General features: G+C 45.3%; 16 protein-coding genes and 1 riboswitch. Of the genes, 7 read left to right on the top strand and 9 right to left on the bottom strand.

Annotation, left to right across the window (positions count from 1 at the left end; all coding sequences use genetic code 11):
* The first annotated feature begins 9 nt into the window (after positions 1-9).
* The 3 genes from AC6CIF_RS15250 to AC6CIF_RS15260 all read left to right on the top strand — a co-directional run bounded on the left by AC6CIF_RS15250 (position 10) and on the right by AC6CIF_RS15260 (position 4717).
* Positions 10-1452 carry a HAMP domain-containing sensor histidine kinase gene (locus AC6CIF_RS15250; protein WP_498200302.1) on the top strand — a complete coding sequence of 481 codons (1443 nt, stop codon included), beginning with the start codon at positions 10-12 and terminating at the stop codon, positions 1450-1452.
* 101 nt (positions 1453-1553) lie between these two features.
* On the top strand, positions 1554-2312 hold the full coding sequence (locus AC6CIF_RS15255) for an ABC transporter ATP-binding protein (protein ID WP_498200304.1): 759 nt from the start codon (positions 1554-1556) through the stop codon (positions 2310-2312).
* Between the two features lie 2 nt (positions 2313-2314).
* Positions 2315-4717, top strand: a complete 2403-nt coding sequence (locus AC6CIF_RS15260) for an ABC transporter permease (protein WP_498200306.1) — start codon at positions 2315-2317, stop codon at positions 4715-4717.
* Between the two features lie 83 nt (positions 4718-4800).
* On the opposite strand, the gene mmuM is transcribed toward AC6CIF_RS15260, so the two are convergent.
* From mmuM to AC6CIF_RS15295, 7 genes are all read right to left on the bottom strand, one after another.
* Positions 4801-5868, bottom strand: a complete 1068-nt coding sequence (gene mmuM, locus AC6CIF_RS15265) for a homocysteine S-methyltransferase (RefSeq protein WP_498200308.1) — start codon at positions 5866-5868, stop codon at positions 4801-4803.
* Positions 5846-7258, bottom strand: coding sequence for an S-methylmethionine permease (gene mmuP, locus AC6CIF_RS15270; RefSeq protein ID WP_498200310.1), 1413 nt, complete (start codon positions 7256-7258; stop codon positions 5846-5848). The genes mmuM and mmuP overlap by 23 nt, the downstream gene beginning before the upstream one ends.
* Before the next feature lie 92 nt (positions 7259-7350).
* Positions 7351-7452: riboswitch (SAM riboswitch) on the bottom strand.
* Positions 7453-7522: 70 nt separating this feature from the next.
* Positions 7523-8725: a Ger(x)C family spore germination protein gene (locus tag AC6CIF_RS15275; protein ID WP_498200311.1), complete on the bottom strand. Its 1203-nt coding sequence runs from the start codon at positions 8723-8725 to the stop codon at positions 7523-7525.
* Positions 8722-9822 (bottom strand): GerAB/ArcD/ProY family transporter, encoded by a 1101-nt coding sequence (locus AC6CIF_RS15280; RefSeq protein ID WP_498200313.1) that lies wholly within the window; start codon positions 9820-9822, stop codon positions 8722-8724. The genes AC6CIF_RS15275 and AC6CIF_RS15280 overlap by 4 nt, the downstream gene beginning before the upstream one ends.
* Positions 9823-9856: 34 nt before the next feature.
* Positions 9857-11569 carry a spore germination protein gene (locus AC6CIF_RS15285; RefSeq protein WP_498200315.1) on the bottom strand — a complete coding sequence of 571 codons (1713 nt, stop codon included), beginning with the start codon at positions 11567-11569 and terminating at the stop codon, positions 9857-9859.
* Between the two features lie 149 nt (positions 11570-11718).
* Positions 11719-12639, bottom strand: a complete 921-nt coding sequence (locus AC6CIF_RS15290; protein ID WP_498200317.1) for a methyl-accepting chemotaxis protein — start codon at positions 12637-12639, stop codon at positions 11719-11721.
* A 456-nt stretch (positions 12640-13095) separates the two neighbouring features.
* On the bottom strand, positions 13096-13539 hold the full coding sequence (locus AC6CIF_RS15295) for a VOC family protein (RefSeq protein ID WP_498200318.1): 444 nt from the start codon (positions 13537-13539) through the stop codon (positions 13096-13098).
* An 87-nt stretch (positions 13540-13626) separates the two neighbouring features.
* Here AC6CIF_RS15295 and AC6CIF_RS15300 point away from each other — a divergent pair, with 87 nt between their 5' ends.
* Positions 13627-14595 (top strand): helix-turn-helix transcriptional regulator, encoded by a 969-nt coding sequence (locus AC6CIF_RS15300; RefSeq protein ID WP_498200320.1) that lies wholly within the window; start codon positions 13627-13629, stop codon positions 14593-14595.
* 37 nt (positions 14596-14632) lie between these two features.
* On the opposite strand, the gene AC6CIF_RS15305 is transcribed toward AC6CIF_RS15300, so the two are convergent.
* Positions 14633-15814 carry an MFS transporter gene (locus tag AC6CIF_RS15305; protein ID WP_498200322.1) on the bottom strand — a complete coding sequence of 394 codons (1182 nt, stop codon included), beginning with the start codon at positions 15812-15814 and terminating at the stop codon, positions 14633-14635.
* A gap of 174 nt (positions 15815-15988) precedes the next feature.
* Between AC6CIF_RS15305 and AC6CIF_RS15310 the strand changes: the two genes are divergently transcribed.
* Together AC6CIF_RS15310 and AC6CIF_RS15315 are read left to right on the top strand one after the other, a co-directional pair.
* Complete coding sequence (locus AC6CIF_RS15310; protein ID WP_498200323.1) at positions 15989-16870, top strand: LysR family transcriptional regulator; 882 nt, start codon at positions 15989-15991, stop codon at positions 16868-16870.
* A 21-nt stretch (positions 16871-16891) separates the two neighbouring features.
* On the top strand, positions 16892-17566 hold the full coding sequence (locus tag AC6CIF_RS15315; RefSeq protein ID WP_498200324.1) for a VOC family protein: 675 nt from the start codon (positions 16892-16894) through the stop codon (positions 17564-17566).
* A 44-nt stretch (positions 17567-17610) separates the two neighbouring features.
* Here the strand turns inward: AC6CIF_RS15315 and AC6CIF_RS15320 are convergent, their stop codons facing one another.
* Positions 17611-17976, bottom strand: coding sequence for a MerR family transcriptional regulator (locus AC6CIF_RS15320; protein ID WP_339298221.1), 366 nt, complete (start codon positions 17974-17976; stop codon positions 17611-17613).
* Positions 17977-18102: 126 nt separating this feature from the next.
* Here AC6CIF_RS15320 and AC6CIF_RS15325 point away from each other — a divergent pair, with 126 nt between their 5' ends.
* Positions 18103-18753: a nitroreductase family protein gene (locus tag AC6CIF_RS15325; protein WP_498200325.1), complete on the top strand. Its 651-nt coding sequence runs from the start codon at positions 18103-18105 to the stop codon at positions 18751-18753.
* The last annotated feature ends 25 nt before the right edge of the window (positions 18754-18778 follow it).

Raw genomic sequence — 18778 nt, forward strand, 5'->3', positions numbered from 1 at the left:
GGCTCCCACATGTCATTGAACAGCTGGTCCAGACGATGGTTGTTAACAACACTTGGGCTTCTCATAATTATCGTTTTAAGTATCCTTGCACTGTCGATGATGCTGTTACAAGATCAAAATTCAGGCGAATCCAATCTGTCCCTGAATCAGGTTCGCCTCAAGGTCAATTCGATCTTACTCGCTTTGGAGCAAAATCATCAGCATCTCAATGAACAAATTATTCGTGAAGACATACGTTCCGCCGCCAGAGATACCGGGGTTCTGCTTACCTATCTAAACTTGGATGGAAAAGTCATTCTGTCCTCCGACCCCACCTCTGAAGGAACGCAAGTTAATCTGCGTTCAGCTCTCCATTATGATCTGCATCATGCCACGCAGGCCGCGGACGGTAACGATTTGCTTGATATTGCGTTTCCCGTGATGGACGGACCAGTGGGAAGTCAGATCGGCAATGCTATCTTTTCCATCCCCCAAGCCATGGTTACGGTTCAGCAATCGATGACTTTTCCGGTTATATTGATTAGCGCACTCATGCTCCTGTCACTGATTCTGAGCTTATTTCTATTCTGGATGAAACGAAAACTGGACAAACACCTGCTCTCTCCCATCCATCAATTGAAGCAACATGCGGAATCCATGCTTAAAGGCAATTATGAAGAAAAAATTCATTACAACCGGAACGATGAATTGCTCGAAGTATATGCCATGTTTGATCTCATGCGTACGGAGATTAAACATATGAGCGAGCAGCGTATTCAGCAGGAACAAGCACAAAAAGAACTCATCACCAATATATCTCATGATATTAAAACACCAATTACAACAATAAAAGCATACATAAAAGCTATTGAGGAAGGACTATGCAACGATCAGGAGACGCTGATGGAATACATGGGAGTGATGCGAACCCATACGGATAAAACGGCCCGCCTTGTGGAGGATCTGCTGGTTCATGCACTTCAGGAATTGGGGCAAATTTCGGTGGAAACCCGTGAAATGTACAGCGGGCCTATACTGGAGACGATGTTGAAACCGATTGAACATGTTGTCCTAACAAAGGGGCTTATCTATAAAGGGCCCAACTACATCCCCAATGTGTTAATCGCTATCGACCCCACTCGAATTGAACAGGTGATCTCCAATCTTGCCGCCAATGCCCTCAAGCATACAGCTCCAGGAGACACGATCCGTATTGATATGGAACTGGAATCCGGGCACTTGAAAGTGACGATTGCCGATTCGGGTCAGGGAATACGTGTACAGGACATGCCGTTTGTTTTTCAGCGTTACTTCAGAGGCCAGGCGAGTCATGCAGAACAACGTGTTCAAGAAGGTACAGGGCTGGGCCTTTCCATCTGCCAAAGCATCATTGAAGCACACGGAGGTCATATTTCCTTTACTAGTAGAGAAGGGCAAGGTACTACCTTCCGGTTCTATCTGCCGATCTGCTGAGCACCCTCCACAGCTGTAATACTTTATTCATAATTTGATAAGGCTTCCTCAACATCCCTCCTCTAGAATGAATCCTATATTGCACTCGGGAGTGATTCAACTTGTCCAAAAAGGTGATTATCCGTGCACAGAATCTGTGCAAAACGTACAACAGCGGAAGTGAACAATATCATGCCATCCGTAATGTTGATCTCGATATCTATGAAGGGGAATTCACGGTCATCATGGGTAACTCTGGCTCTGGCAAATCAACCCTCTTATATCTGCTAAGCGGACTGGACCAGATCACAGCAGGTGAGGTCTATTTTCGCGACCAGCGGATTGACGCTTACAGTGAACGGGAAATGTCCAACTTCCGCACCCGCCAGATCGGTTATATCTATCAGAGCATCAATCTGGTCCCGGACCTCTCCATCGAAGAGAACATTGCTTTACCGGGATATATTGCAGGAAACAAAAAGAAGGACATCCTATCCCGCGCTGCTGAGCTGATGAATGCCATGGATATTGATGGACAGCGTAACCGCCTCCCATCCCAAACTTCCGGAGGACAGCAGCAACGAGCTGCGATTGCACGGGCTTTGATCAATTCGCCGGATATCATTTTTGCGGATGAACCGACCGGAAGCTTAAATATGGAACACGGCACAGCTGTTCTCGATATCCTTACGGCTATCCATCGAAAAGGACAGTCCGTAGTTATGGTTACACATGATATCAAAGCAGCCTGCCGGGCAGACCGCCTGATCTACATTTTGGACGGCAAGATTGGCGGAATCCTTGAGTTTGACACTTATGACGAACATCAAATTCAAGATCGTGAAGCGATTATCTTCGCTTTAGTTACGGGGAAGGAATAACGATGGCTGTCATGTTTAAACTTAGCTTGTCGTATCTGAGTAGGAACAAAATACAAAATGCGTTGATTGCGCTGCTCCTGCTACTCTCGACACTTCTTGTATCTACAGCTATTATCATTCTGGCGAACACAGGCAATCAGTTTTATGAAATGCATACCCGAACCCATGGATCTCATCAGATCCTGACGTTTGAAAAAGGACTGAATGACCCTGACGCTGTGCACAACTGGTGGGCTTCTCAGGATGGAGTTCAGGTGTCCCCTTTGTTAACGTATCGTACATTGTCAGGCATCATTTTGAATGAAACTCACATCCCTAACATCTACCTGTACATGTTTAATACGCCTCCACCGCCTTGGGGTGTGGATGAACTAATTTTCTCAAGCGGGACGCCCGACACAGTTCCCGAACAAGGCTCCGTCTGGATTCCAACATCTATGGCAAATACCTATCATATTTCGGTAGGTGATACCATTGGCTTCAAAACCGGCTTAAGTACGCTGAATCTGAATGTATCGGGCATTGTAATCGATGTACCATACGGGGCACCATTCTCCAATACAGCACGGGTCTGGATGAATCCTACCGATTATCAACATGATCTCGCTACACTTGCTGGCAACGAGAATCGTATGATAGGCATCCATTTTAACGATTACAGCATGAATTCGGTGTATTGGGAACGATACAATCGTGAGACAGGTATTCCGTTTCTAGAATCCAAAATGGAGTTCGAGGCCATTGCCTCTTTTTATCTGATCATCAATCAGGTTATTGGATTTATCATGATATTCATGGGTGTTGTCATGCTCTCTATCGCCCTGATGACCATCGGGTTTACGATTGCGGATGCCATCCTGGCCAATTACAGAACGATAGGAATCCTCAAATCCCTAGGTCTGACTTCCCGAAAAACGATTGGCACCTATGTTATTCAATATGCATTGTTATCCATCGTAGCCATTATCCCAGGACTTGCACTCAGTATATGGATATCCAAATGGATCATTAATATTTCTGTATCCTCTCTTCGAGTGGGGAATCAGAACATTCCAGTCCATGGATTGGATGCGGCCATAATGTCCGGCGTACTACTATTTGCTCTAGTAATTCTGTTCACTGTGTTATATGCCAAAAAGGCACGCAGCATACAGCCCGTGCAGGCTATTCGTTATGGTATGTCGGAGATAGATCACGGCCGGATGGCTGGCAAAATGAATTCGCCATTGGCCCACCGGATCGGCTTCACACGACTGCCTGTGACCGCCGTGCTTGGATTCCGACATGTGTTCAAAAACACCAAAAGCTCTGTTCTAACACTCCTGCTAACCACCATGGCTTCCTCCGTACTTGTTCTGGGTTATGTTCTGCTGACCAGTATAACCGGAATTGAACAGACCGCAGCTAAATGGGGGTATGACAATGCCAATATTGCAGCAGTGGTCGTGAACAAAAGTAACGTTCCAAAGACTGAATTAAAACAAACGTTAGAAGAGGATTCAAGGATTAGCAATGCAGGCTGGCAAGGGAACACAACGGGTGTAATTAGCCCGGAGTCTTCGGCAACAGTGAAGGGCCAATCCACCAGTATCAACTTAAATGTACTGGACGGGAGTTATCAGGAACTTGGATTCGAAACGTTAAAAGGGTTTAACCCACAACATGCGAATGAAATTGCCCTTGGTGTAAGTGTAGCCAACACATCAAATAAAGATCTCGGTGATCTTATCGATATCTATATTGATGGAGAAAAGCGTACATTCCTCATTACAGGAATCTATCAGGCGATCGCCAACATGTCTGTTTCAGGCAGAATCACCATTGATGCCATGAGAAGTGTAAACCCCGGTTATAGTGAATTTGATGTTATCTTTATCAATGTGAACGATATGGCACAAGCGGATAAGGTTGCCTCGGAATTAAATGAGCAATTTAAAGATTTTGCTTCGGTAGTTACTCAGAAGACATTGCTTGATTCCGTTTACGCGGAAGCCGCGAACATCCTGATCTATCCGATGAGCCTGATTGGATTGCTGTTTATCACTGTGACGTTCATCATTATTTTCAGTACCTGTAGAATCAATATTCGTAAAGAAAGCAGAACGTACGGAATATACAAATCGCTGGGAATGACATCTCGCCTAATCCGGTTGTCGCTCACCATGGGAATGTTCATACTGTCCTCCGTGGGAGCCATACTGGGTATTTTCGTCGGCGTATATCTGCTGCCTCTTCTACTCGAAATGGTCCTTTCCGGTTATGGTATCGTACAACTTCCACTGATCCTGCATTGGGGTGGAATGGTACTGTTCACCTGTCTAAGCATCATTGCAGCCAGTCTTGGCTCATGGTTCTCTTCGAGAATCATTCGGGAAGCATCGCCACGTATGCTGGTTATCGAATAATGTAATAAGGATGCCTTAACACAATAAAACAAGCCCTTCCATACCTCTACAGGATGTGGAAGGGCTTGTTATCATGATATGAACTATTTCCGCCATTTCTTCGCAAGTGCACCAATCTGATGTGGCGTTGTTCGGCAGCAGCCACCAATGATTTTAGCGCCCGCAGCAACCCACTGCTCCGAAGCATCACTCATGCTGCCACAAGTACCCTGTCCAGTCCACGTCTTCGTCACTGCATCGTATACTTCTCCCGAGTTCGGATACACAATAACAGGTTTGTCGCTCGCACGGCTGAGAATGCCCACTGCTTCCGTCACCACTTCCATCGGAGCACAGTTCAGGCCAATCGCCGCAACCTGCGGCTCGGAGCCAAACTTCTGTGCACATACCTCAAGCGGTGTGCCCTCGCTGATGCTTGTCCCGTCTTTTAAAGAAAAAGATAACCAGGCATACGCATGAGGAAACTCCTTCAGTAAATCAACCAGCACCTGTGCTTCCTGCAAGGAAGGAATCGTCTCAAACGCCAGAATATCTGCACCCGCTTCAATCAACGCCGCCATACGCGGACGGTGAAATGCGACAAGCGTCTCATCCGACACGCCGTAATGTCCCACATACTCTGAACCATCCGCCAGATAGGCGCCATACGGTCCAACGGACCCGGCAATAATTGGACGTGGACGAAGACAATCTCCTTCGCGATCTACTGTACGATCTGTTATATTCTCCTCGTGCTCCACGTTCTGGGAACGTACCGAAGGAGCTGCTACAGGCTGACCTGTTGAGCTTTCTCTCCCTACTAAACTACTCTGCACTTCTGCCCACACATCATCTCTCGCCTGTGCAGCCAGTTCCACCGTCTTGCGGATCAGTTCCAGTGCTGCCTGTTCATCAATCCCTCTCTTGCGGAAACCATCCACCGTCGCCTGATAACTGGATGTAATCGCACAGTCGGCTCCTGCTCGAAAATAATCTGCATGGACCTGAACAATAACATCCGGATTCTCAAGCAACACACGAGCAGACCATAGTGGATCATCCAGATCACATCCATGCTGTTCGAGTTCCGTTGCCAACGCTCCATCCAGAATCATGACCGGATGTTCACGCAGGATCTGTTCTATGGGGTTAGTCTGTTGTGCTTGCGTCATGTACTTGTCCTCTTTTCTTATTCACACGTTCTGTCAGATAATAAGCAGCGTAACACACTGCGATAAACGGAACCCCACAATACAGTGCAATTCGCTGTGTCGGGTCAAAGGCAATACCTATGCATGAAGCCAGGCATAATATAAATGAAACAATTGGTACCACCGGATATAGTGGTGTGCGGTAGACCAGATCTTTGACCGCATGTCCTTCCCGGATATATTGTCTGCGGAACATGTATTGGGAGGCACTGATACTCATCCATACTGCAACGACAGCCAGACCTGAAATGGAAACCAGCGTAATATACACCGTACCTGGCGCAATAATACTGGACAGCAATGCCAGCGCACCACCCACCATACTAATCAGAAGTGCATTCAGGGGTACCCCGCTTTTGGTCAATTTGGCAAACCACGGAGAGATCGTTCTTTTGTCAGCCAGAGACCAGAGCATCCGTGAAGATGCATACAGGCCTGAATTGGCAGCAGAGAGAATCGCCGTCAGAATAACAAAGTTCATAATGTCTGCTGCATAGGGTACACCCACCCGCTCCATTACCGCTACAAACGGACTTTCCAGTACACTGGCATCCGACATGGGCAGCAAGGCCGACAAGATAATAATCGTTCCGATGAAGAAAATAACCAAACGCCACAGCGTTGTATGAATAGCCTTTGGTATCGTCTTTTCCGGGTTCTCCGTCTCACCGGCGGCAATGCCGATTAACTCGGTGCCTGAGAAGGCAAAGTTTACAGCAAGCATGGTCATCAATATCGCTGTAGCCCCATGAGGGAACCACCCGGATGCGGTAATATTCGATAGAAATGGAGCCGGTTCAGAATCCGCCATGGGAATGAACCCAAACATGGCTGCGCCACCGATAATAATGAAGATTACGATAGTCACTACTTTTACAGATGAGAACCAGAACTCGGATTCCGCAAATAATTTCACCGTTAGAGCGTTAAACAGAAAGATCATCAGTGCAAAGAGCGCGCTCCATATCCATACGTTCACCGATGGGAACCAGCGCTGCATCAGCAATCCGGCGGCTGTGAATTCGGAGCCAAGCGCAACAGTCCAGGTTAACCAGTATAACCAAGCCACCGTGTAGCCTGTTGCCGGTCCGATATATTTGGCTGCATAACTATGAAATGCTCCCGTCTCTGGCATATGAACAGACAGTTCACCAAGACAGAGCATCACCAGATATACAACGATGGCTCCAATCAGATAGGACAGAATGGTTCCCAGTGGTCCCGCCTGCTGAATGGTGTAACCTGAGCTGAGGAATAATCCCGTTCCAATGACTCCTCCGAGAGAGAGCATGACCACATGCCGTGCCTGCATTTTCCGCTGAAAATGCCCTTTGTCGTTGTTGTTCTCCATACCTGCTGCTCCCCTACTTCTTCATCCAGAAAAAACAAAAAAGACCCACTCTGCCTAAAGAGTGCGCCGTTACTGACAAATAAAAACAAACGCTCCTATCTATCAGGCTTTCACCCGCTGGAATTAGCACAGTATCCTTCAGATCTGTTGCTGAGGTTTCTAAGGGCCAGTCCCTCCACCTCTCTGGATAAGAAAATGATTTTTTACTAATATAGCGATCTATCATGAATGTGTCAACATTTAAATCATAAATGGCACACCTCGCTATTGAGTGGAAGACCCCGGATTGGTGATGGTGGTCTTTACCTCATACGTGATCGGCACGGTACTAAAAATTTTATCCCAATCGTCTTTGACCTTTTTCCATGTTTTGGGTTCCTTGATACGCAAGCTATCCCGAAAATCCGCAACATCTACTTTATAGGTATGCTGCAGTTTGTATAACACTTGGCGAATCTGTTGTTCGGCCAGTTCAGCAAATTCTTTTTCTAGTTCTTTAAGATAATCCCCTTTTTCCTCTCTTTCGGGCGAACGCCAATCTTCCATCAACCAGCCTTCGGATTCGACCTTTACATGGAATGAAATATCATCGCCAACCACTTTTGGAATTATTTTTGTTTTTTTCTTCTTCATTTCATATACAACAGTGAATCCTGCTTTATTATATGTCTTCAAGATGCCTCCTTTTTCTTTAGGTCTGATCCACGATAGCCCTTCTAGATCCGTTTGGCTGAGTTCACCGATGAATTTGGTCGTTTTCCCATCAAAGATACTGGCACCGGAGAATTTGTCCTCTCCGTTGAAGTTCAGTACATTTTGGAGCAGAAAGCTGGAACCGGATTGCATTTGTGCATCTAATTTGGAGAGTAGAACGGGGTCCAGGATTTTATTGGACAAGTACGAATTACCGGTAATTCCTGTAAGATAAAATGCTGGAATCTGGGAAGGATCATTTGAAGTCAGTACATCAATAGCACGATGATGGCTAATCAGCACCAGACAGTTAGGACGAATATCATTATCCCGAAGTACAAAATCCAGCAGCTGGTCCAGACCATACTTTTTGGCGATATCCTTGGACACAACGATAACCTTCAGATGATGCCCGATGAGCGGATGATCTCGCCTCAGTGCAAACTGACGAAAGATTTGCAGCAAGGAATCTCCGGTAAGCTGTTCATTGGAGTAGGACGTTTTACCAGAAGCAGGTGAACCGGATTGTTGGCTCTTCTGACTGCTGGATTTACCGGGAGCAATCTGTACCGTGGCTGTCACATTGTTCTGCTTGGAATACCCTCCTCCCTGATTAGCAATGTTTTTCTCAAATTCCGTCTCTTTGCCGATATCGATCCCAAGGCCAACGTAGACACTTAGATCCTCTATCTCCCGACTGCTCCAACATCCGGATATGGTTAAGAGAATGCATAATACAGCGGCTAAGCGTAACAACATACGGAATGTAATCATGCATGCTTGCCTCCTTTTTTGCGAATCAGACTTATTATCAGGAGCAACAGTGGTAAAGTGGCAAATAAAAGCACGGATGAGTTGCCCAACATATCACCCAGTGCAAAGGTTTCCTCCACAGTTTTCGGCATCAATGCCGTCAAATATATCAACGGCAGAAGAGCATACATAATGACTTTGATTTTCTTTGTACGAAACAAATCCCGAATACCTACCGAAGCACAATAGTGTGTGATCGTGAAGCTCGCAAAGATCTGCATAATCCAGATGACCAATAGTAAGGATTCGAAACGCTCAAAGATCAAACCTTGAATCTCGAAACTTCTCACCAAATCCAACGTTGGCCAAGTCCGTGTTTTGATTCCGTCGAGGGAAAGACTACCTATAACCATCACGACCGTAATTAGGTAAATCAGCGTGGATATAAACATGCCCCAGCTCATCGCTAAGTTACTCTTTTTTGGATTTTTCATATAAGCAGTTATGACAAACATGACCTCATACCCCGTGTAAGCCAGCAGCGAAGGCTTCAATCCTTTAAAAACAGGCATAATACCCTCGCCAAGTACGGGTCTCAGATTGCCAATCTCAAATAACTGATTACTAAGCAAGATTTCAATCACAAATATAATCAGTGTAATTGGCAAAATAATCTCAAAAACGCGCACAATGACAGTGAGTCCGCCTGAGATCAAATATATGCCGATCCACATAAAGACCATCACGATGGCCCATGTTGGTGTGCGCTCAAGCAAATACATGCCTGTCACTTCAGCCATGACCCTGATTTCGAAAGCGGCAATCACCATAAAATACATAATCATGGCGAATCCCAGTATGTAAGCAATCCAGCTCCCCGTAATCTCACGGGTGAACTGGAACACTGTTTTCTCCGGAAATCTGCGACACAGGGTAACCAGAATAATTCCGACACCCGTAATAATCAATCCCGACAGAATGATGGATATCCAGACATCTGGCGTTCCGACATCTTTACTCGTCGTTCGAGGGAGTGTCAGGATCCCAGCGCCAAGCATGTAATTAACAATAACTACGACGGCCTGTCTTGTGCTAATATTTCCTTCGGAACCATTCACTTCATCCCACCTCATACCTCGTGATTTACTTCATTTATCTTTTTCGGTCTTTATCTATTGGACTAGATATCTCGGGACGCATTCTCATCATATTTAACGGTGCACGGATAACGAAGTCCTTCCATTCATTAATGTGATAAGGAACCGCTGGTGCCACATAAGGTACGCCAAAGCTTGAAAGTCGTGCCAGATGCGTACACACAAGCAGAAAGAACATAACCACGCCAAACAATCCGAGTACAGCCGCGCTAAACATGGCAGCAAATCGCAGAATTCGCAGTGTGATGCCGGCACTATAGACAGGGATCGTAAAAGAGGATATGGCGGTAATCGCAACAACGATGACCAGGAATTGGCTTATAATTCCTGCCTGTACGGCCGCCTGGCCGATAATCAGACCTCCAACGATACCCAGCGAGGGTGCAATCGGCTTAGGTAAACGAATGCCAGCCTCCCTCAATATCTCGATCGAAAGTTCCATGATCAGTACTTCGATGATTGAAGGAAACGGCACGCCCGTCCGCGTTTCAATGATCGTCAATACCAGCTTGGTTGGAATAAGACCCGGATGGAACGAGATAAACGAGATATAGAGCGCAGGAGCGAGCAAGGCCAGCATCGCGGCCATAAAACGCAGCATTCGCAGGAATGTTCCAGGAATCCATCGTTCATAGTAATCCTCGGGAGATTGGAGTAACATGCTAAACGTCACTGGCACAATTAAGACAAATGGCGTCCCATCCAATAAAATAGCCACTCGGCCTTCCAGAAGGGCGCCCATTACCCGGTCAGGTCTTTCCGTATTTAGTACCTGTTGAAAAGGACTCAGGGTACTGTCTTCGATGAGTTGTTCCACATAACCTGATTCCAACATCGAATCCATATCCATCTCTTCGATCCGCTTGCATACTTCAGCAACGAGATTTGGATCAGCAATATCCTGAATATAGGCAACAGCCAAATCTTTCTTGATCCGTGAACCCACTTCATACTTCTGAATAAAGAGGCTCTGATCACTACCATACCGACGTAAAATACCTGTGTTATCACTTAACTGTTCTGTAAAACCAATCCGGGGGCCACGGAGCAACCCCTCTGACACCGGTTCATTCACACCACGTGTTTTGATCTTATGAGCTCCAATTAATAGCGCCCCTGGCAATCCATCAACCAACAGTGCATTCTTGCCAAAAAGCACGCCAACTGAGACCTTTTGGAGGGACTGGGTCTCCTCAACCAGACTGACAGGTAATAATTGATCTTGCAGGTAGGCCGACAGTAAATGTGCATTATCCGGATGGAGGAACCCCTCCCGCTTAAGCTCTGGAACGCCCTCCATCATTAACGGTGTAATCAGGTGATCATCAATTAAGTCTTGATCCACCAGGCCTTCGGTATATATGACGGCTGCCCGTGTATTGGTACCTCTAATGGTAAATTCCCGAATGTGCACATCAGCATTTTGACCAAAGCTTTCTCTTACACTGGTCAGATCCGTATTGTACTTGCCGGTTATTTTAATATTGGCATAGTGGCCCGTTTCAGTTCCCTGACCCTGACCCGCGGTAGCAGGAGAAATATCTTTCGAGGATATGGAGGGTTTCTCGGAACGAGAGAAGGTTCCACGCTTAATGGCGGCATTGATCCACCGCATGGTTACTGTAATGCCGATCGGTATGATAAGGACCAAGAATGCCTGAATCCATATGGTCCAATCCGGCACGTAGGATACAATTGTTGACCACATGTTCCCACCCCAACATTTCTCTGCATGATGAAGCTGCAGGTATTCCCAAGTATTGTGTCCCCGTTTGATCACAATAATTCCCGTTTTTTTGTGTACTGAACGACAAAAAAAACGGTTCCTGTGTAAGGAACCGCTATTACTATATATTCTTATACGATTCTGGTCACATGCTCCGCTTTGGCATCCAACAAGTGAGCTGAAGCAGCAATTGCTGTAAAATCATTCAGAGCGATCTCAATCTGCTTCTGGCTCTGCTCGACATATTCTTCTACTTTTTTGGTACCGCTTGTGATATTACCAATCTCCTTTGTTATTCCGGTAACGCTATCACGAATCTCATTAATCGAACTCTCCACCATTGCGGATAGTTTCTTAACTTCCTTGGCCACGATATCGAATCCTCGTCCAAATTCTCCTGCATGTGCAGCCTCAATGGCAGCATTCAACGCGAGCAGTTGCGTCTGAGACGAGATCTCGCGTATCGTTCGTACCACGCCCTGAATTGATCCGGCTTGTTCCTGCAAATGAGTCAACGTTGCACGGTTAGAAGTCGACACCTCAGAGATATAGGAGATACTTGACATCAATTCCTGACTGCGTTCAATGCCTACATCTGCCTGCCCATTTAGTTCATGAGACATCGTTTTTAGCTCATTCACTACGACCGAAATGTTGTTCTGCCGATTGGTAATGTTGGTGGCGATTTTGGAGACACCCAGTATCTTCTGATTCGTCTCATCGTACACCGGCATATATGTCGCCTCTAGCCATACGGAATTCCCCTTTGCATCCTTGCGTTCAACCTTGTCCTGGAAGCTGACACCATTAAATATGCTATTCCAAAAAGCATCATAGTCCGGGGTATTTGCAAATTGACCGAAGCACAGTTGCTGATGCTTCATGCCGTACATCTCATCTACCGTATATCCCATCGTCTGGGCAAAGACTTCATTCACGTAGGTTACCCGGCGATCCAGATCGAATCGAATGATAGCAAGACTTTTCTCCATCGCCTTGATGACCATTGCATCGGTGACAACATCTTTCTTTTCCATATCTAATATAGACACTTGATAACCCCCACAGTTCATTCCATAATAGACAGCCTTTAACTAGCAAAAATCGATCATAACAACATATGTATCCATCAGGTTCTAGATGGCTCTACTATTGATACCCGATTTGCAGCATTTTGGATCACCTGTTGTCGTTTATTTTTTTCATAGAAAATCGTCCAGAAAAGAGATGTTATAACTTATATTATCCGTAAAATATCTCTGTATCTACTTATACGTATCGTAACATAAGGCAAAAAAGGATACTCTTCTGCACTTGTAACGTATTTGTAACATAATTTCTGTTTAGTAGTAACTGTTTAGCGCCTTTATACACTGCCAAACTGAACCACCTTGCATAGAAACCAAAGAAAGAAGAGCACATGATATCCATGGCTCTTCTTTTTTTGATGTTTTTAAGTTAGTTACAGGTTTACATACCGAGTGTTTAACCAGGGGCCTGAACTCATTTTAAAAATCGTGCACAGTGACACACAGCTGAATCGCAATGCCAAATGGGTCCCGTACAATACCGTATCCTGGGCTGAATTCATTTTGTTCATACGGCACCAGTACCTTCACACCCTCATGTTGCATCAGAGAATCATACAGTTGATCGATTGTATCTTTGTCCTTGGATTGAATACATAGTGACGTGCTGTTCCCCAGCTGCCATGCTCTCTCCGTGTCCATTGCTTCTTCCGCAATCATGACTTTGTTAACCCCAATCTCCAGCACCGAATGTGTAATATACTCATCTTGACCGGCAGGGTACTCGAAACCTGGGTTCATCTCCTTCATCTCTTTATAACTTTTCTTGAATATCACCTTGGCGCCCAGAAACTCCTCATAAAAAGCAATGGCTGCCGCTGCATCCCCGTTCATCGACAAAAATGGTATCACTTCAAAATTCATTATATTGCCTCCTTGTTCCTATTGGATTACACTTATCACTATAACAACGAAAGGTGCCAATCCATGGCACCATTAAGAGGGTTTGATATGAAAAAATCAGAACGTATGAACCAGATGCTGCGCTTTATTAATCAAAAACAACAGTTCACCCTGCAAGATCTCATGCAGGAGTTCCAGATCTCCAAACGAACTGCGTTAAGAGATATCACTTCATTGGAAGAGTTAGGTGCGCCCATCTATGTCGAATATGGACGCTACGGTGGATATCGACTGCTGCAACAGATGCAGCTGCCTCCCATTTCGTTTAATACGGGGGAGCTTCATGCCCTTTATTTTGCGATGCAGGCTCTCCGCAGCTTCTCCAGCCTACCCTTTCAAGTCTCTTTCCGTACCATTCATGAGAAATTTATGAGCGCGTTATCCGACAAACAACGACAGGATATTGAGAGCATCCAACACCGGGTTTACTTCCAACATACCGAGCAGATCCGCGACAGTGCACATTTGGAGTTTCTGTTGATGGCTGCTGTGCAGAATATAGTGATCCAGATTACGTACGCTAATCAGCCTAGATCCTCTGATCAAAGGCCATCTTCTGTAAACACCAATATCCGCACCATTCAACCCATCGCGCTCTATGCCAGGAAAGGCTATTGGTATTGCCAGGCCTATGATCTGCATAAACAAGCGTATCGTGTATTCCGCTGCGACCGCATCATTTCAACAGAAATAACGGAGATTGAACCTTTAACTCATGTAAAGGAACTCTATTCACAGGATGTCCAGTCTCTATGGAAACCATCGGAACATGCCATTCCATTCAAATGCCTGATTGATGAAGCGGGGATGGAGCTATTCCAGCAAGAACATTTCCCATCTATGCAGATCATCGAGAAGATGGGATACATGTATCTTGTCGGTTCGTACGAACCTCACGAGCTTGATTTCATAGTGAGATATCTTGCGAGCTATGGTAAATCGATTAAGATTATGGAGCCCGTCACCTTACAGAAAGCATTAAGGCAGTACTATCTGGACTTGTTGGATCATGTATAAAAATCATATTTCTATATCCATTTACTTCACATGCCTTTTAGCTCTGCTCCTGGCTAACTTTTAAACTTTTTTTATTGCCAATAGCCAATTGAACGATAATCTGCAACACGATGATGATAGCCAAACCATAAAATGCTTGCACGAAGCTGCCTGTTAGATCGCGGAGCCAACCAATCGCCAGCGGTCCAAGTGCTCCAAGAATGTAGCCACCAGATTGAGTCATAGCCGACCAGCTACTAGCTTCCTGAGCATTATTTGTCTCATCAATCGGCAACATGAGTGCAATTGGGAACAGTCCACCTGCACCAATACCGAGCGGGATCGCCGCGAGCCACGGACTGACAGAGAGATTCAGCATCAGGACACCTGTTAACTCCAACATCGCACATCCAACAAGCCAGAAGACACGTTTTTGGTACCGATGTACAAGCATGGGAATGAATAACGTTGAGGGCAGTGATATCAATGTAAATAACGTTTGGATGTTGCCAGCAGTCTCTTGGCTATATCCATGGCTCTGAATGGCTGGCGCAAGCCAGGCGGTTAATGAATAGAAGATCGCGGCCATCAGTCCGAAGAACAGTGTCAGCACCCATGCACGCCTGTTCTTCACCGGAAGTGGTGCATGAATGACAGCCGAAGTTGGTCCGGATTGTCTCTCTGTACGCGCAGACCAAGCTAATTTTAACCAGATCGGCAATGCAATGGCTGCGAGTAATGCCCATGTAGCCAAAGAACCTCTCCAAGATCCCCCCAGCGTCTGCTGAAGCGGAACCGATAACCCCACACTAATACTGGCCCCCATCACCATTGCTGTAGAGTAGATGCCGACCATGGCTGCCACTCGGTTAGGAAAATACTGCTTAATGAAGCTGGACAACAGCGGCCCTGCCAATGCAATCCCTACACCTGACAGAAAAGAAGTGAACATCATCAACGGAGTTGCGCCTACAAACAATCGTAATCCCGTACCTATCCCAATAAGGATTAAAGCCAGCACAATGGCACCTTCGTTCCCCCACCTTCTACTTAGTCTTACAGAGAATGGAGCGAATATGCCCATACATAATACCGGTAGTGTAGTTAACAGACTGGCGGTCATGCCGCTCAAACCCAGATCATTCTGTATGGTACTCATCAGAGGAGAAATGGAAGTAATCGGTGGTCTTAAATTCAGTGAAGCCAGAATAAGCGCCAATACAATATAAAAAAGTTTCATTATGAATCACCTCATGGGAGTAGTCTCGTTCCTTTGCCTTCACCAAAAGTCCTATTCTTTAATGACAAGATCTTCGGGTGGTGCACGAATTAAGTATAGGATCATTATAATGATTGAACAATACTATTATTTCTATTAAAATGATTACTAAAACCAATGATTAGAGGTGAATTCATGGAGATTCGTCAAATGGAAAACTTTATTACAGTGTGTGAGGAGCTTCATTTTACACGGGCAGCTGAGAAACTTGGCATATCTCAACCTACGTTGAGTCAACAGATACGTGGGTTGGAGGATGAACTTGGTGTCCCTTTATTTGACCGTGTCGGCAAAAAAATTGTGATGACCCAGGCAGGCACTCTGTTTCTGGAGCACTGTGTACAGATGATCCGGCATTTACAGAATACCCAGGATGCGCTAGCTGAATTTCGGAATGATCAGCGGGGACGATTGGTTATTGGTGTTCTTCCGTCGGATTTGGATTACCGTATCACTCCGCTGCTCGTTGATTTTCATGCCCGATTTCCCAAAGTGCAATTGAAGGTCGTCTCTTCGATCTATGTCGTAAATCAAGTGTTGGAAAATGAAGTCGACATCGGCATCGAGATCACGTCTGCCCCTGATAGGCGGCTTGTACGCATTCCTTTGTGCAGTGAAGAATATGTACTCGTCGTTTCCGAGAATCATGAATGGGCTGAACGAAGCACAATTGAAATTCAGGAGTTACGTGATATCCAAACGGTGATGTTCCCCGAAGGATTTACAGGCAGAGAATTGGTTGATGGCTATTGCCGTAAATATGGATTCACCCTAAATACCATCATGGAGACCAGTTCGGCAACCTCCATCATTAGCCTGGTCAAAGCCAACGTCGGAGGAACACTGCTGCCTTATCCTCTGATCCAAGCCATGAATGAGCCCACGCTACGTTGCATCCGAATTACAGACGATCCGCCATACCGGCACTTTGAGATTATTCATCGCTCCGACCGTTACCTGACGCAATCCGCCAAGGCATTTATTGAGAAAACAATCGAGTATTTCAATCAAAGGTGAGTTTAAAAGGAGGATTTTGAAATGAAAATAAGAGAAGTAGGTTTGTTGACACATCAGGTGGAGGCCATAAAAGAGTTTTACGGTACACTACTGGAACTGGATCTTGTGGAGGATAATGCAACATGCGTTTCATTCCGTGCGGGGAACTCGGTCCTATCTTTCAAGAAAGCGCCAGAACAAGAGAAGCCATACTATCATGTAGCGTTTACGATTCCAACGAATAAACTTGCTGATGCAAAAAGATGGGCTCACGACCGTAACATTCCATTGCTCTCGAAAGATGGACAGGATGAATTTTATTTCCCCTACTGGGATGCAACAGCCTTCTATTTTTATGATCCAAGCGGCAACTTGATGGAATTTATCGCTCACCATTCACTCGATAATGCAGTTGATGAAACTTTCGAAGCGAAGCATCTGTTATGCATTAGTGAAATCGGTCTGCCTGTCGATGATGTTCCTGAGACAATGAACACATTGAATGAGCATTATCAACTTGAACCATTTGCCGGAGACGGAAAACAATTCTCCCCCACGGGTGATGCAGAAGGCATGTTTATTGTCATTGATAAACAGAAGCCCTGGTTCCCAGACGGGCGTATGCCTGGTGTGTTTGCCACGGAGGTGAAGGTGGAAACTGGGCAGCCCGGTAGTCTGCGTATACAGGACGATATGTACTCGATTGAATCGATATGATGTAAGAACGTACTGAAATGAAAACCTCAAGAGGGACTTCCGGCTTAATACTTACCAAAACCATCCTCACACGTGATATCCGATTTAAGAATTTCGAACAGATTTTGTTTGGAATTCTCTAATTTATTTTGTATTTCTTCAATTTCTGATATTTTCGCTTGGATAATGCTTGCTTGATCATTACTTGAAAACCCATGTTTAGAGATCATAGATTGGATCTCATGGATCGTAAAACCAACAGCTAAACATTGTTTGACCACTTCCAGATGCTGAATAATGCTCTGCGCATATATTCGATAGTTATTATGATCTCTCAGCATATGTTCATCCGGGATAATACCTATTTTCTCGTAGTAACGAATCGTGGATATCGGAAGGTTTACATGGTTCGCTACTTCACTAATCTTCATATGGATTTCCCCCGTTTCTTCTTGCTATAAAGTATACTTTATAGTTTACAATCCTCATAGTGAGACAGATGGAGATATAATTTATACCCTACTCTCACCAATATAGATATGAGGAGAGATTTCAATATGAACACAATTACCGGTCAATTCAACAAAACAAATGATTTTGATAACATCGTCTTGGAGCGCCATTCCGTTAAAGCCTACGACCCTGAAGTGAAGATCAGCCGCGAGGAGATGACCGAAATACTGGCGAAAGCTTCACGTGCCCCTTCAGCCATTAACATGCAACCTTGGCGTTTTCTTGTTATCGACAGTGCTGAAGGCAAAGAAAAACTTGCACCACTAGCCTCTTTTAACCAGACACAGGCACTAACGTCTTCCGCTGTCATTGCCGTGTTTTACGATGCCAACAACGTTGAATACCTGGAAGAGATTTTCAGCAAATCAGTGGAACTTGGATACATGCCCCAAGACATCATGGATATGCAGATGCAGCAGGTAAAACCTTATTATGCGAACATAAATCCATCCGAACTGCGTGATATGAACCTCATTGATTCAGGCCTCATATCCATGCAACTCATGCTCGTTGCCCGTGCTCATGGCTATGATACGAACCCTATGGCTGGCTATGACAAAGGTCAGATCGCCGAAGCGTTCGGCCTGGATAAAGAACGGTTCCAGCCCGTGATGTTAATCTCCATAGGTAAAGCAGCCAAAGATGGCTATCCTTCCTATCGTCTCCCGGTTGAAACGATTACAACTTGGGCATAATCAACAGCTACTCTCAAGACTAAAA

The organism is Paenibacillus sp. GQ49, from assembly GCF_059759055.1.

Coding starts and splice junctions, on each gene's coding strand:
- mmuP (WP_498200310.1), bottom strand. CDS start 7,258: ATGGAGAACAACAACGACAAAGGGCATTTTCAGCGGAAAATGCAGGCA.
- AC6CIF_RS15250 (WP_498200302.1), top strand. CDS start 10: ATGTCATTGAACAGCTGGTCCAGACGATGGTTGTTAACAACACTTGGG.
- AC6CIF_RS15305 (WP_498200322.1), bottom strand. CDS start 15,814: ATGAAACTTTTTTATATTGTATTGGCGCTTATTCTGGCTTCACTGAAT.
- AC6CIF_RS15320 (WP_339298221.1), bottom strand. CDS start 17,976: ATGAAGATTAGTGAAGTAGCGAACCATGTAAACCTTCCGATATCCACG.
- AC6CIF_RS15315 (WP_498200324.1), top strand. CDS start 16,892: ATGAAAATAAGAGAAGTAGGTTTGTTGACACATCAGGTGGAGGCCATA.
- AC6CIF_RS15295 (WP_498200318.1), bottom strand. CDS start 13,539: ATGAATTTTGAAGTGATACCATTTTTGTCGATGAACGGGGATGCAGCG.
- mmuM (WP_498200308.1), bottom strand. CDS start 5,868: ATGACGCAAGCACAACAGACTAACCCCATAGAACAGATCCTGCGTGAA.
- AC6CIF_RS15325 (WP_498200325.1), top strand. CDS start 18,103: ATGAACACAATTACCGGTCAATTCAACAAAACAAATGATTTTGATAAC.
- AC6CIF_RS15275 (WP_498200311.1), bottom strand. CDS start 8,725: ATGATTACATTCCGTATGTTGTTACGCTTAGCCGCTGTATTATGCATT.
- AC6CIF_RS15300 (WP_498200320.1), top strand. CDS start 13,627: ATGAAAAAATCAGAACGTATGAACCAGATGCTGCGCTTTATTAATCAA.
- AC6CIF_RS15285 (WP_498200315.1), bottom strand. CDS start 11,569: ATGTGGTCAACAATTGTATCCTACGTGCCGGATTGGACCATATGGATT.
- AC6CIF_RS15260 (WP_498200306.1), top strand. CDS start 2,315: ATGGCTGTCATGTTTAAACTTAGCTTGTCGTATCTGAGTAGGAACAAA.
- AC6CIF_RS15310 (WP_498200323.1), top strand. CDS start 15,989: ATGGAGATTCGTCAAATGGAAAACTTTATTACAGTGTGTGAGGAGCTT.